Raw genomic sequence first — 14,460 nt, forward strand, 5'->3', positions numbered from 1 at the left:
CGTGTGTCATTACCGGTACAAGAAGACGCGGCCGATACCTTCTCGTTATCAATTAGTCAGGAGACACGCAACATGAAACGCAGAATTTTCCTCACGCTGGCAGCGGCGGCGGCGGGTGTGCTCTTCAACGCGCCGGTCGCGCAGGCCGCCGATCCGGTGAAGATCGGCTTCCTCGTCAAGCAGCCGGAAGAGCCGTGGTTCCAGGACGAATGGAAGTTCGCCGAAATCGCGGCCAAGGAGAAGGGCTTCACGCTCGTGAAGATCGGCGCGCCGTCGGGCGAAAAGGTGATGAGCGCAATCGACAACCTGTCGGCGCAAAAGGCCCAGGGCTTCGTGATCTGCACGCCTGACGTCAAGCTCGGACCGGGCATCGTCGCGAAGGCGAAGGCCGACGGCCTGAAGATGATGACCGTGGACGATCGTCTCGTGGACGGCGCGGGCAAGCCGATCGCGTCGGTGCCGCACATGGGCATCTCGGCGTACAACATCGGCAAGCAGGTCGGCGACGGACTCGCAGCCGAAATCAAGAAGCGCGGCTGGGACATGAAGGACGTGGGCGCGATCGACGTGACCTACGAACAGTTGCCGACCGCGCATGACCGCACGAGCGGCGCAACCGACGCGCTCCTCGCCGCCGGCTTCCCGAAAGCCAACGTGATTGCCGCGCCGCAAGCGAAGACCGACACGGAAAACGCCTTTAACGCCGCCAACATCGCGCTGACGAAGAACCCGAACTTCAAGCACTGGATCGCCTACGGCCTGAACGACGAAGCCGTGCTCGGCGCAGTGCGCGCAGCGGAAGGCCGCGGCTTCAAGACGGACAACATGATCGGCATCGGCATCGGCGGTTCGGACTCGGCGTTGAACGAGTTCAAGAAGCCGAATCCGACCGGCTTCTTCGGCACGGTCATCATCAGCCCGAAGCGCCACGGCGAGGAAACCTCGACGCTGATGTACGACTGGATCACGCAAGGCAAGGCGCCGCCCGCGCTCACGCTGACGACCGGCATGCTGGCCACGCGTGAGAACGTCGGCGAAGTCCGCGAAAAGATGGGCCTCGCCTCGAAGTAAGCGCGCGGGCGTCTCTTCATCGCCGCGCCCTGAAGTGGACTGCCGGCGCGTCGTGTTCCGCGTTCACGCGGGCCAACGCGCCGGCAGCAGCAATAAAAGACGAGCAGTTGAGACAGACAGCCGGGCGCGACTGCGCGCGGCTCACATGAAACAGCAACAATCTGCATGGGAACGGAGGCGAAGTGTCAGCGACGCTACGTTTTGACAATATCGGCAAGGTCTTTCCAGGCGTGCGCGCGCTCGACGGTGTGTCCTTCGACGTCAACGTCGGCCAGGTGCACGGCCTGATGGGCGAGAACGGCGCAGGGAAATCGACCCTGCTGAAGATACTCGGCGGTGAATATCAGCCCGACTCGGGCCGCGTGATGATCGACGAAAAAGAAGTGCGCTTCACGAGCGCGGCTTCGTCGATTGCGGCCGGGATCGCGGTGATTCACCAGGAACTGCAATACGTGCCCGATCTGACGGTCGCGGAAAATCTGCTGCTCGGCCAGTTGCCGAACTCGTTCGGCTGGGTCAACAAGCGCGACGCGAAGCGCTTCGTGCGCGAGCGTCTCGAAGCGATGGGCGTGGCGCTCGATCCCAACGCGAAGCTGCGCAAGCTTTCCATCGCGCAACGGCAGATGGTGGAAATCTGCAAGGCGCTGTTGCGCAACGCGCGCGTGATCGCGCTCGACGAGCCGACAAGCTCGCTGTCGCATCGCGAGACGGAAGTGCTGTTCAAGCTGGTGCGCGATCTGCGCGCCGACAATCGCGCGATGATCTACATCTCGCATCGCATGGACGAGATCTACGAACTGTGCGACGCGTGCACGATCTTTCGCGACGGACGCAAGGTCGCCTCGCACGCGACGCTCGAAGGCGTGTCGCGCGACACCATCGTCAGTGAAATGGTCGGGCGTGAAATTTCGGATATCTACAACTATTCGCCGCGGCCGCTCGGCGAAGTGCGCTTCGCGGCGAAGGCGATCGAAGGCCACGCGCTCGCACAGCCGGCCAGTTTCGAGGTGCGGCGCGGCGAGATCGTCGGCTTCTTCGGACTCGTGGGCGCGGGCCGCAGCGAACTGATGCATCTGGTGTACGGCGCCGATCACAAGAAGGGCGGCGAACTGCTGCTCGACGGCAAGCCGGTCAAGGTGAGGAGCGCGGGCGAAGCGATTCGTCACGGCATCGTGCTGTGCCCGGAAGACCGCAAGGAAGAAGGCATCGTCGCGATGGCGACCGTGTCGGAAAACATCAACATTAGTTGCCGCCGCCATTATCTGCGTGGCGGCGTGTTCCTCGACCGCAAGAAAGAAGCCGACACCGCCGACCGTTTCATCAAGCTGCTGAAGATCAAGACGCCGAGCCGCCGCCAGAAAATCCGCTTTCTGTCGGGCGGCAATCAGCAGAAAGCGATTCTGTCGCGCTGGCTCGCCGAACCCGATCTGAAAGTGGTGATTCTCGACGAACCGACGCGCGGCATCGACGTCGGCGCGAAGCACGAAATCTATAACGTGATCTATCAGCTCGCCGAACGCGGCTGCGCGATCGTGATGATCTCGTCGGAACTGCCGGAAGTGCTGGGCGTGTCCGACCGCATCGTCGTGATGCGTCAGGGCCGCATTTCCGGCGAGCTGGCGCGCAAGGACGCGAACGAACAGGCGGTGTTGAGCCTCGCGTTGCCGCAAAGCTCGACCGCGCTGCCTGGAACCGGAACCGCCGCCCAACAGGCGGCCTGAACATCATCTGGACGAAAGTCCGGCAACCCGTGGGGAACGGGAGGAGTCTTCAACATGCAAGCTAGAGAAAACCTCGCGCAACAGGCCGCCAAAAGCGCCGCCGAAGCGCTGATTCCGCAGACGAGCGACAAGGCGAAATGGTGGCAGCAGATCACCGAGTACAGCCTGATCCTGATCTTCGTGGTGATGTTCCTGACGATGTCGCTGACCGTCGATCACTTCTTCTCGATCGAGAACATGCTCGGCCTCGCGCTGTCCATTTCGCAGATCGGCATGGTCGCGTGCACGATGATGTTCTGTCTGGCCTCGCGCGACTTCGACCTCTCGGTCGGTTCGACCGTCGCGTTCGCCGGCGTGTTGTGCGCGATGGTGCTCAACGCGACGAACAACACGTTTATCGCCATCATTGCGGCGGTGGCGGCGGGCGCGTTGATCGGTTTCGTCAACGGCGCGGTGATCGCGTATCTGCGGATCAACGCGCTGATCACCACGCTCGCGACGATGGAAATCGTGCGCGGCCTCGGCTTTATCGTGTCGCATGGCCAGGCCGTGGGCGTGTCGTCGGATACGTTCATCGCCTTGGGCGGCTTGAGCTTTTTCGGCGTGTCGCTGCCGATCTGGGTCACGCTCCTGTGCTTCATCGTGTTCGGCGTGATGCTCAATCAGACCGTGTATGGGCGCAATACGCTGGCCATCGGCGGCAATCCCGAGGCGTCGCGGCTCGCGGGGATCAATGTGGAACGCACGCGTGTCTACATCTTCCTGATTCAAGGCGCGGTGACCGCGCTCGCGGGTGTGATTCTCGCGTCGCGCATCACGTCGGGTCAGCCGAACGCGGCCGAAGGCTTCGAGCTGAACGTGATTTCGGCGTGCGTGCTCGGCGGCGTGTCGCTGCTCGGCGGACGCGCGACGATCTCCGGCGTCGTGATCGGCGTGCTGATCATGGGCACGGTCGAGAACGTGATGAACCTCATGAACATCGACGCGTTCTATCAATACCTCGTGCGCGGCGCGATCCTGCTCGCCGCCGTGCTGCTCGACCAGTTGAAGAACCGCGGAACGCGGGACTAAGCCAGGCTCATTTCACTTCGCCCAAAAAGGAATCGAACGATGTCGTCTCCGGCCAACGCAAACGAGCGTCTCGCGAACCACACTTTCGCGCGCTATCCGAGTCTCGCCGATCGCACGGTGTTGATCACGGGCGGCGCGACCGGCATCGGCGCATCGTTCGTCGAGCATTTCGCGGCGCAAGGCGCGCGCATCGCGTTCTTCGATATCGACGCGACGGCGGGCGAAGCGCTCGCCGACGAACTCGGCGACTCGAAGCACAAGCCGCTGTTTCTGCCGTGCGATCTGACCGACATCGACGCGCTGCAAAAAGCGATCGCCGACGTCAAAGGCGCGCTCGGCCCGATTCAGGTGCTCGTGAACAACGCCGCGAACGACCGGCGTCATACGATCGGCGAAGTCACGCGCGAGTTCTTCGACGCGGGCATCGCGGTGAATATCCGGCATCAGTTTTTCGCGGCGCAGGCGGTGATGGACGACATGAAGGCCGCGAGGAGCGGCTCGATCATCAACCTCGGCTCGATCAGCTGGATGCTGAAAAATGGCGGCTATCCGGTGTACGTGATGTCGAAATCGGCGGTGCAGGGTTTGACGCGCGGTCTCGCGCGCGATCTCGGGCACTTCGACATCCGCGTGAATACGCTGGTGCCGGGCTGGGTGATGACGGACAAGCAGAAGCGTTTGTGGCTCGACGACGAGGGCCGCCGTCAGATCAAGGAAGGGCAGTGCATCGACGCGGAACTGGAGCCCGCCGACCTGGCGCGCATGGCGCTTTTCCTCGCCGCCGACGACAGCCGCATGATCACCGCGCAGGACATCGTCGTGGATGGAGGCTGGGCGTGACGGCGAGCGCTGGTTTGCGCACGACTCTGCGCACGCCGCGCGCGGCGCTGCTGATCGACAGCAAATGCACGCTCGGCGAAGGCGCGACGTGGTGCGCGAAAACCGGCCGCTTCTACTGGACGGATATTGAAGGCGCGCGCCTGTGGCGCCACGACCCGGGCGACGGCCGCAGCACGTTCTGGACGATGCCCGAGCGTCTCGCCACGTTTGCGCTATGCGCCGACCCGCATTACCTGCTGCTCGGCCTCGCCTCGCATCTCGCCTTTTTCGATCTGGCGACGGGCAAGACGCGCCGCATCGTCGATGTCGAGCAGGCTCTGAATATGCGCGTGAACGACGGCCGCTGCGATCGTCAGGGGCGCTTCGTGTTCGGCACGAAAGACGAAGGCTCGCCGGTGCGGCCGGTTGGCGGCTTTTACCGGCTGAATCACGATTTGTCGCTGGAGCGTTTGCCGCTGCCCGCGCCGGCTATTTCGAACAGCATCGCGTTCAGTCCGGACGGCGCCACGATGTACTACTGCGATTCGCCGACGCGTGAAATCCGCGCGTGCGACTATCTCGCGGACGGCGGCATCGCCAACGACCGGTTGTTCACGCGCCTCACCGACGCGAGCGGCGAGCCCGACGGCTCGACCGTCGATCGCGACGGCGGTGTGTGGAATGCACAGTGGGGCGGCGCGCGCGTCGTGCGTTACGGCGCGGACGGCGTCGAAACGGAGCGCGTCGATGTGCCGACCGTGCAGCCGAGCTGCGTCGCGCTGGGCGGCGCGCAACTTGGCACGCTGTACATCACGAGCGCGCGCATCGGTCTCGACGCAGCCGCGCTGGCCGGCGATTCGCGCGCGGGCGGCGTGTTCATTGCCACGCCCGGCCGGCGCGGTTTGCCGGAGCCGGTGTTTCTCGGCGCGCCGGCGTAGCGCAGAATGACGCTGCTTCGTGCGAGATGACGCAGTGAAAGCATCGGAAGCGATTGTCGCGATGATCGGCAGTAAAACCCAGCCAACCCGCGGTATAAATCGGTAACACGCAGAGTTCGGACCAGAGGCGACCGGTTTCAAGAAAATCGCCCGGCAGCATCCGTGAGCCATGACGGCAACGTCCCAAGCCTCTCGAAGGAGCCAGATATGACTGTTGCGAATCTTGTTTCCGCCTCGTCCCAGACTTCCCCCAGCACGCAGAGCCGGCGCTCGCGGCTCGCGGCGGCGGCCAATCCGGTGCTGCCCGGGCCGAGCACGTCGGCGGTGGCGGTCGGCGAAGCGCCGGCTGGCGACGTCGCGTGCATCACGCTCGCGAATGCGCATTTGCGCCTCGACGTGGCGCCGACGCTCGGCGGCGGCATCACGCGTTTCGACTGGCGCGACGACGGCGCGCTCACGCCGATTTTCCGGCGTTGCCGTCATGTCGCCGCCGACACGCAACCGAACGAACTCGCCTGCTATCCGCTGCTGCCGTATTCGAATCGCATCGGCGGCGGTTATTTCAATATCGCGGGGCGGCGTGTGGACGTGCCGCGTAATTGCGCCGACGAACCGTTTCCCATTCATGGCGACGGCTGGCAATCCGCGTGGCAAGTCGTCGATTCGGACCGCGAAAATGTGCGCCTGACGCTCGACCGCCGCGACGGCAAGCCCTACGCGTTTCGCGCGGCACAGACCTACAAGCTGGACGGCCCGACGCTCGTCATCACGCTCGAAATCGAGAACGCGGGCCGCGAGGCGTTGCCTTTCGGGCTCGGCGTGCATCCGTTTTTCGTGCGCGACGCGGATACGGAGCTGTCGGCGGCGGCGGGCGGTCTCTGGCTCGCCGGCGACGACTGGCTGCCGGTGCGCCACGTGCAGGCGCCGCCCGCGTGGCAGTTCGGCGTGGCGTATCCGCTGCCGGACACCATCGTCAATCACGCGTTCACGGGCTGGAGCGGGCAGGCGGCGGTGGTGTGGCCGAAGCGCCGGCTGTCGCTGAACATTGCCGCCGACACCGATTACTACGTGCTCTACACGCCGCCCGGCGAAGATTTCTTCTGCTTCGAGCCGGTGGATCATCCGATCAACGCGATGAATCTGGCCGGCGGCGCATCCGAAAACGGCATGACGCTGCTGGGACGCGGCGAGCGCCTCACGCGCAGCTTCCGCTTCGCCGTAGAGCGGACCGGTTTGCGTTCCATGCCGGGTGCGCGAGGATCGCGGCGCCGGCAGTAGCGGCGCGGGCGCGGCAGGCGGCCACGCGGGACGGGTAAAATACGCGCCTCTTCCGATTACCGGCTCGCCGCGAGACCCACCATGTCCAATTTCATCCAGACACTCAACGACGCCTGGCAGCGCACCGACTCGCTGCTGTGCGTCGGCCTCGATCCCGAGCCCAGCAAGTTTCCGGGCGCGCTCGCGGGCCGCGCTGACGCGATTTTCGATTTTTGCCGCGAGATCGTCGATGCGGCCGCGCCGTATGCGTCGTCATTCAAGCCGCAAATCGCGTACTTCGCGGCGCATCGCGCGGAAGACCAGCTCGAACAGCTGATCGCCCACATTCATGCGCATCATCCGGGTTTGCCGGTGATTCTGGACGCGAAGCGCGGCGACATCGGCAGCACCGCCGAGCAATACGCGCGCGAGGCGTTCGAGCGTTACCAGGCGGACGCGGTGACCGTGAATCCGTATATGGGCTTCGATTCGATCGAGCCGTATTTGCAGCACGAAGGCAAGGGCGTGATCGTGTTGTGCCGCACGTCGAACGCGGGCGGTTCCGATCTGCAATTCCTGGAGACGGGCGGGCGGCCGCTGTATCAGGTCGTCGCGCAACTGGCGGCGGACAAGTGGAACGCGAGCGGCCAGCTCGGTCTCGTGGTCGGCGCGACTTTCCCGAAGGAAATCGAAGTGGTGCGCGGCATTGTCGGCGATATGCCGCTGCTGATTCCGGGCATCGGCGCGCAAGGCGGCGATGTCCAGGCGACCGTCGGCGCGGGCCGAACCGCGAACGGGACGGGCATGCTGATCAACTCGTCTCGCGCGATCATCTATGCGGGCAAGGGCGAGGACTTCGCTCAGGCAGCAGCCAGGGCCGCGATGGAAACGCGCGACCGGATCAACGCATTCCGCTGATCGCGCGCGGCAATGAAGCAGGGCGGCGGCGCCTTAACCGGCCGCCGGTCCCAATCGCTCGATCAACGCGGCATGCCGCGGGAATTGCGCCTGCAACGCGCCGATATCCGCCAGTTCGAACTCGCTGAATTCGAAACCGGGCGCGACGGTGCAGCCCGCGAGCGCGAACGTCGCCGGGTCCGCGCATTCGGCGGCGAACCACCAACCGGCCGGCACCACGGCCTGAAAAACCGTCCCGGGATGCGTCAGTGCATTGCCGAGCCGGTGCGTGACAAGCCCGCCGGTCTCATCGAGCATGTGCACGAGAAGCGGCGCGCCCGCGTAGAAATGCCAGACTTCGTCGGACTGGATCCGATGCCACGCCGAATGCGCGCCGTCGCACAACAGGTAGTAGATCGCGGTGGAGGCCGAATGCGCGGGCGTTGGGTTTGAGGCATCGGCGCGGCTCACGCGCTGCGCCGAGCGGTGCGTCTCGCTGAAAAATCCGCCTTCCGGGTGCGGCTTCAGATCGAAGCGGCGAATCAGTTCGTCCTGGGCTGCATGCGAATCGCGCATCGGAATTCCGCCTTGCACGCAATCAATGTTCGCGCTCGTCAAGTAGCGCGAGAACGCCGCGCAGCGCGTGCGCCGCGGCCTGCACGCGGATCTGTTCGCGGTCGCCCTTGAAAATCCTGGTTTCCACCGACGTATGCAGCCGGTTGCTCCAGCCGAACCACACCAGGCCGACCGGCTTGGTGTCGGTGCCGCCGCCGGGGCCCGCGACGCCGGTGATCGCCAGCGACACCTGCGCGCGGCTGTTGCGCAGCGCGCCTTCGGCCATCGCGCGCGCCACTTGCTCGCTGACCGCGCCGTGTCTTTCGATCATGTCCGCGGGCACGCCGATCATTTCGCTTTTCGCCTGATTCGAATACGTGACGAAGCCGCGCTCGAACCAGCCGCTGCTGCCGGAAATGTCGGTGATCGCGGTCGCGACCATGCCGCCCGTGCAGGACTCGGCGGTGACGAGCATCAGGCGCCCGTCGCGCAGGCGGTTGCTTACGCGGATCGCGAGCTGGTGAACGACGGAATCGGTAGGCATGGCGTCAATCCGGAACGGGGCGGGGCGGTTAAACGGACATGCGCCAGAGCGCAATCACGAGCAAGGTGAAAAACGCGGCGACGAGGTCGTCGAACATGATGCCAAAACCGCCTTTCAACCGGCGATCGAAATAGCCGATGGGCGGCGGTTTCACCATGTCGAAAAAACGGAACAGGATGAACGCCCACAATTGGCCCATCAGCGTGACGGGCGTGACGATCAGCATGACCAGCCAGAACGCGATGATTTCGTCCCACACGACCGGCGACGGGTCGTCGGTGCCGAGCCTCTGCGCGGTAAAGCCGCAAATCGCGATGCCGCCGACAAAGCCTGCGCCGATCAGAATGCCCCACTCGACCACGGTCAGATAGCGGCTCAGCACGGCGAACGAGGCCCACGCGAACAGCGTGCCGAAGGTGCCGGGCGCGAAAGGCGACAAGCCGCTGCCAAAACCAAGCGACAGAATATGCAGCGGATGCGAAAGCATGAAGCGCGCGGTCGCGCGGCGCGGCTGCGGGCGCTCCGGCTTGGGCGGCTGACCGCCGACCAGATTGCCGGCGGGCGGAAGCGGAGGATCAGTCTGCATGAAAGTGGTCGAAGCCTTGCAACGTCAGAGTGAGCGGCGCGCCGGCGGCATCGCGCCAGTCGATCGCCGGGCGGTCCGCCGCGTTTTGGAGAGCGCTTATTGTACCGATGCGGGTGACCGGAACGGCCGCCTTGTGGCCGGCGGCTTCCACGGCGTCGCGCGCGGCGGCCGGCGCGGTGAAGCAGAGTTCGTAATCGTCGCCGCCCGCGAGCGTGCAGCGCCGCTGGGTGTCGAGCGGCAGTCGGCGAAGTTCGGCGGAGCGGGGCACGGCATCGGCGTTGACCGTGGCGCGCACGTTCGAGCGATCGAGAATGTGCTTCAGATCGCCGGCGAGTCCGTCCGACACGTCCAGCGCGGCGCGCGCGATGCCGCGCAGCGCGAGGCCGAGCGCGACGCGCGGCTCCGGGCGTTCGAGCGCGCGGCGAAACGCGGCGGCGTCGCCGGCCTCCACGATCCATTCGCCGCGCTGCACGCCCAGGCCGGCGCGTGCGTCGCCGAGCGTGCCGGATACCCAGATGTCGTCGCCCGGTTGTGCGGCGTCGCGTCGCAGAGCCGCTTGCGGCGGCACGCTGCCGAACACGGTGAGGCACAGATTCAGCGGCCCGCCAGTCGTATCTCCGCCGATCAGCGCGCAATCGTGGCGTTCGGCCAGTGCAAAAAGGCCTTCGCTGAATGCGGCGAGCCACGCTTCGTCGGCTTTCGGCAGCGCGAAGGCGAGCGTGAAAGCCCGCGGCTGCGCGCCCATGGCGGCGAGATCCGACAGATTGACGGCGAGCACCTTGTGACCGAGCGCCTCGGGATCGATATCGGCGAAGAAATGGCGGCCTTCCACCAGCATGTCCGTCGAAATGGCCAGCATCTCGCCGGGATGCGGCGCGAGCAGCGCGCAGTCGTCGCCGATGCCGAGCGAGCCGTCCTGAGCGGCCGATAAATGGCCTGCCGCGCGGCGCGCGAAGAAACGTTCGATCAGCGAAAACTCAGAGAGCATTGTGAGAATAAGTGCAGGGACGACCGCCTTTCGCTACGTTTCAGTCGCGGCAGTTGTACCCGTATTGAAGGAATCGAGCCGGCAATTGGGGCTACAATGCCGTCGAACGTCTATTCTAATCCGCACTTCGAAGCCCGCCCTATGTCGACTCCCGCCAATAGCAAACTCCGCGAAGCCGCCCTCGATTACCACGAGTTTCCCACGCCGGGCAAGCTCGCGATCACCCCGACCAAGCAGATGATCAACCAGCGCGACCTCGCGCTGGCCTACTCGCCGGGCGTTGCGTTCGCGTGCGAGGAAATCGTCGAAAATCCGATGAACGCGGCGCGATTTACCGCGCGCAGCAACCTGGTCGGCGTCGTCACGAACGGCACGGCCGTGCTGGGTCTCGGCAACATCGGACCGCTCGCGTCCAAGCCGGTTATGGAAGGCAAGGCCGTCCTCTTCAAGAAGTTCGCCGGCATCGACGTGTTCGATATCGAGCTGAACGAATCGGACCCGCACAAGCTGGTTGAGGTGATCGCCGCGCTCGAACCGACCTTTGGCGGCATCAATCTGGAAGACATCAAGGCGCCGGACTGCTTCATCGTCGAGCGGGAATGCCGCAAGCGCATGAAGATTCCGGTTTTCCACGACGACCAGCACGGCACGGCGATCGTCGTCGCGGCGGCCGTTACCAACGGCCTGAAGGTGGTCGGCAAAAGCATCAAGGAAGTGAAGCTGGTCGCCTCGGGCGCGGGCGCGGCGGCGCTGGCGTGTCTGGATCTGCTGGTCGATCTGGGCTTGCCGCTCGAAAACATTCTCGTGACCGATCTGGCCGGCGTGGTCTACAAGGGCCGCGTCGAGCTGATGGACCCGGACAAGGAGCGCTTCGCGCGCGAAACCGAGGCGCGCACGCTGGCTGAGGCGATCGGCGGCGCGGACGTGTTCCTCGGTCTGTCGGCCGGCGGCGTGCTCAAGCAGGACATGGTCAAGCAGATGGCGGAACGTCCGCTGATTCTGGCGCTCGCCAACCCGACGCCGGAAATCCTGCCGGAACTGGCGCTGGAAGTGCGCCCGGACGCCGTGTTGTGCACGGGCCGCACGGATTACCCGAATCAGGTGAACAACGTGCTGGTGTTCCCGTTCCTGTTCCGCGGCGCGCTGGACGCGGGCGCGACCACGGTCACGCGGGAAATGGAAATCGCCGCGGTCAACGCGATTGCCGAACTGGCGCGCCAGGAGCAGAGCGACATCGTTGCGACGGCTTATGGCATTCAGGACCTCTCGTTCGGTCCGGAATATCTGATTCCGAAGCCGTTCGACCCGCGTCTCATCGTGAAGGTCGCGCCCGCGGTGGCGAAGGCTGCGATGGATTCCGGCGTGGCCGAGCGTCCGATCGAGGACATGGAAGCGTACCAGCAGCATTTGCAGCAGTTCGTGTATCACAGCGGCACGACGATGAAGCCGATCTTCCAGCTCGCGCGCGGCGTGGAGCCGGAGAAGAAGCGTATCGTGTTCGCGGAAGGCGAAGAGGAGCGCGTGCTGCGCGCCATGCAGATCATCGTCGATGAAAAGCTGGCGAAGCCGATTCTGATCGGCCGTCCGGCGGTGATCGAGCAACGCATTGCGCGCTACGGCCTGCGTCTCGTCGCGGGGCAGGACTACACGGTCGTCAATACGGATCATGACGAGCGTTACCGCGATTTCTGGCAGGAATATTACAAAATGATGTCGCGCAAGGGCATCACGCAGCAAATGGCGAAGCTGGAAATGCGCCGCCGCACCACGCTGATCGGCGCGATGCTGGTGAAAAAGGGCGAAGCCGACGGCATGATCTGCGGCATGGTTAGCACCACGCACCGCCACCTGCACTTCATCGACCAGGTGATCGGCAAGCGTGAAGGCTGCGGTGTCTACGCCGCGATGAACGCGCTGGTCCTGCCGAATCGCCAGATTTTCCTGGTCGACACGCACGTGAACGTCGATCCGACGCCTGAGCAACTGGCCGAAATCACGCTCATGGCCGCCGAAGAAGTGCGCCGTTTCGGTATCGAGCCGAAGGTCGCGCTGGTGTCGCACTCGAACTTCGGTTCGAGCCACGCGCCGACCGCGCAGAAAATGCGCGATACGCTCGCTATCCTGCGCGAGCGTGCGCCGGAGTTGCAGGTGGACGGTGAAATGCACGGCGACGTTGCACTCGACGCCAATCTGCGCCGCGAAATCCTGCCCGACTCGACGCTCGAAGGCGACGCGAACCTGCTGGTGCTGCCGAATATCGACGCGGCCAACATCTCGTACAACCTGCTGAAGACGGCGGCCGGCAACAACATCGCCATCGGGCCGATGCTGCTGGGCGCGGCGCAGCCGGTGCACGTGCTGACGGCTTCTGCGACGGTTCGACGCATCGTCAACATGACGGCGCTGCTGGTTGCGGATGTGATCGCTGCGCGTTGAGCGCAGATGGAGTGCGATGCGGCGTGATTCCTGTGGGATTGCGCCGTTGATTCGCGCCGTTGGTTAGCACCATAACCAGCGTCGTTGACCAGCGCCGGACACGTGTCTCGGCTCGGTTCGTCCGAGAAAAAAAGGCGTACCCGCGATGGGCACGCCTGAGGGCGAACAGGGGATAGCCGCCCAAAAACGGCAAACAACAGGCTTCCACGCAAAGACCTTTAGCGCTTGAATCTTCTCGTGGAAGACTTGGGCCACAAGATTTTTGCTTGGTTGAGCTAATGTTATCCCGAGTGCGATAAATATTCTGTCAAATGTCGTCAAAGCACGGCCGGTGGGGCTTTCGCACCTTATTGCGGGCGTTTGCAAGCCCGGCGAACGTTGATTCCGGGGACCATTAGCGATACCCTTACGTCTTTCATGGTCGTCAAACTCGTGATCTAACAGCCGGGAATTGGTACATGGCACGCAGTTGGCAGCGCATTAAGGGCGTGCTGATCGGTGCTGTTGCGCTGTGCGCTTTCTGTGGCCCCGTGCCTCACGCCAGCGCGCGCAACTTCACGGCACCCGCCGACACGAATGCACGGGCAGAGGGTGCCGTCGCGCTGGCGCAGTTGCCTCGCGAAGCGGTCAATACATTGAACTTGATTGCCGCGGGTGGGCCTTACCCGTATGAGAAGGACGGCGTCGTGTTCGGCAACCGCGAACGGTTGCTGCCGCCCAACCGGCGCGGCTATTACCACGAATACACCGTTCCCACGCCTCGCTCACGGAATCGCGGGGCGCGCCGCATCGTCTGCGGAGGTCCGCTCAGGCGGACTGACAATTGTTACTACTCGGACGACCACTACACCAGTTTTAATCGTATTGTTGAATGACATCGGGATGAACGGCATGAGCGACAACGTCTACGCGCACGACACCGGAGTCGCGACGGATCTTTTCGCGGCCGGCGACGGCAACCTGTTCCAGCGCGTCATGCAGATGCGCGCCGGCGATCAGAGCCGGGAGAACCGGAGCGAGCCTGACAGTGTGGTTTCATCGAACGAGGAGCCCATGAGTCTTTTCAAGACCGTACGACCGAACATCGTACAGTCGATCCGCGCGTTCCGCGTTCAGGATCTCGCGGACGAGGCAAATCAACTCCAACAGCACTTTCTCTATGCATACTGCGCCAACGCGCAGTCGAAGCAGGAAGTTCTGGAGACCATCGCGACGTCGTTCCTGTTTCCGAAACATTTCGGCAAAAATTATGACGCGCTCTACGACTGCCTGACCGATCTGGTCCATAAGGCGGGTGCGCAGCCGGGCTTCGTGATCGTGCTTGAGCAATTGCCTGTCGCGCAAAAATTCGACAAGGAAGGGCGCGAGACGCTGCTGGACGTGTTCCGCGAAGCGGCAGAATTCTGGGCCGAACGCAAGGTTGCTTTCCGCGTGTTCTATTCGTTCGCCTGAACGCGCTGTCTGAATCCGGTTTGATCGCAGGTTGAAAAAAGAAAGGCCCGCCAACTGGCGGGCCTTTCTTTTTGGCGCTTCCGGTTCGCCATGCAAGCGCGGCCATCACTGGCGCGGCTTACAGG

Annotated in this window: 14 protein-coding genes; 10 read left to right on the plus strand and 4 right to left on the minus strand. The window is 64.1% G+C overall.

Features of this window, described 5'->3' with window-relative positions; translation table 11 throughout:
- Nucleotides 1–72 precede the first annotated feature (72 nt).
- From VOM14_RS04370 to pyrF, 7 genes are all read left to right on the plus strand, one after another.
- A complete protein-coding gene (locus VOM14_RS04370; protein ID WP_327627532.1) occupies nt 73–1,071 on the plus strand; it encodes an arabinose ABC transporter substrate-binding protein in 999 nt (332 codons plus the stop codon).
- A gap of 182 nt (nt 1,072–1,253) precedes the next feature.
- A complete protein-coding gene (gene araG, locus VOM14_RS04375; RefSeq protein ID WP_327627533.1) occupies nt 1,254–2,792 on the plus strand; it encodes an L-arabinose ABC transporter ATP-binding protein AraG in 1,539 nt (512 codons plus the stop codon).
- 54 nt (nt 2,793–2,846) lie between these two features.
- Nucleotides 2,847–3,863, plus strand: a complete 1,017-nt coding sequence (gene araH / locus VOM14_RS04380) for an L-arabinose ABC transporter permease AraH (RefSeq protein ID WP_327627534.1) — start codon at nt 2,847–2,849, stop codon at nt 3,861–3,863.
- Between the two features lie 39 nt (nt 3,864–3,902).
- Entirely contained in the window at nt 3,903–4,703 is an 801-nt protein-coding gene (locus tag VOM14_RS04385) for an SDR family NAD(P)-dependent oxidoreductase (protein ID WP_327627535.1), read from the plus strand.
- On the plus strand, nt 4,700–5,620 hold the full coding sequence (locus VOM14_RS04390) for an SMP-30/gluconolactonase/LRE family protein (RefSeq protein ID WP_327627536.1): 921 nt from the start codon (nt 4,700–4,702) through the stop codon (nt 5,618–5,620). The genes VOM14_RS04385 and VOM14_RS04390 overlap by 4 nt, the downstream gene beginning before the upstream one ends.
- A gap of 207 nt (nt 5,621–5,827) precedes the next feature.
- Entirely contained in the window at nt 5,828–6,898 is a 1,071-nt protein-coding gene (locus tag VOM14_RS04395) for an aldose 1-epimerase (protein WP_327627537.1), read from the plus strand.
- Nucleotides 6,899–6,979: 81 nt separating this feature from the next.
- Nucleotides 6,980–7,795 carry an orotidine-5'-phosphate decarboxylase gene (pyrF, locus tag VOM14_RS04400; RefSeq protein ID WP_327627538.1) on the plus strand — a complete coding sequence of 272 codons (816 nt, stop codon included), beginning with the start codon at nt 6,980–6,982 and terminating at the stop codon, nt 7,793–7,795.
- Between the two features lie 33 nt (nt 7,796–7,828).
- Here the strand turns inward: pyrF and VOM14_RS04405 are convergent, their stop codons facing one another.
- From VOM14_RS04405 to thiL, 4 genes are read right to left on the minus strand one after another with little or no spacing between them, the layout of a single operon-like run.
- Nucleotides 7,829–8,350, minus strand: coding sequence for a cupin domain-containing protein (locus VOM14_RS04405; RefSeq protein ID WP_327627539.1), 522 nt, complete (start codon nt 8,348–8,350; stop codon nt 7,829–7,831).
- Between the two features lie 22 nt (nt 8,351–8,372).
- Complete coding sequence (locus VOM14_RS04410) at nt 8,373–8,873, minus strand: CinA family protein (RefSeq protein ID WP_327627540.1); 501 nt, start codon at nt 8,871–8,873, stop codon at nt 8,373–8,375.
- A gap of 28 nt (nt 8,874–8,901) precedes the next feature.
- Nucleotides 8,902–9,459, minus strand: a complete 558-nt coding sequence (locus VOM14_RS04415; RefSeq protein WP_327627541.1) for a phosphatidylglycerophosphatase A family protein — start codon at nt 9,457–9,459, stop codon at nt 8,902–8,904.
- A complete protein-coding gene (gene thiL / locus VOM14_RS04420) occupies nt 9,449–10,447 on the minus strand; it encodes a thiamine-phosphate kinase (protein WP_327627542.1) in 999 nt (332 codons plus the stop codon). The genes VOM14_RS04415 and thiL overlap by 11 nt, the downstream gene beginning before the upstream one ends.
- Nucleotides 10,448–10,543: 96 nt before the next feature.
- Here thiL and VOM14_RS04425 point away from each other — a divergent pair, with 96 nt between their 5' ends.
- From VOM14_RS04425 to VOM14_RS04435, 3 genes are all read left to right on the plus strand, one after another.
- On the plus strand, nt 10,544–12,883 hold the full coding sequence (locus tag VOM14_RS04425; RefSeq protein ID WP_327627543.1) for an NADP-dependent malic enzyme: 2,340 nt from the start codon (nt 10,544–10,546) through the stop codon (nt 12,881–12,883).
- 458 nt (nt 12,884–13,341) lie between these two features.
- Entirely contained in the window at nt 13,342–13,758 is a 417-nt protein-coding gene (locus VOM14_RS04430; protein ID WP_327627544.1) for a ribonuclease, read from the plus strand.
- 7 nt (nt 13,759–13,765) lie between these two features.
- Nucleotides 13,766–14,335, plus strand: a complete 570-nt coding sequence (locus VOM14_RS04435) for a barstar family protein (protein WP_327627545.1) — start codon at nt 13,766–13,768, stop codon at nt 14,333–14,335.
- Nucleotides 14,336–14,460 lie beyond the last annotated feature (125 nt).

Source organism: Paraburkholderia sp. MPAMCS5, from assembly GCF_036016995.1.
Taxonomy (GTDB): domain Bacteria; phylum Pseudomonadota; class Gammaproteobacteria; order Burkholderiales; family Burkholderiaceae; genus Paraburkholderia.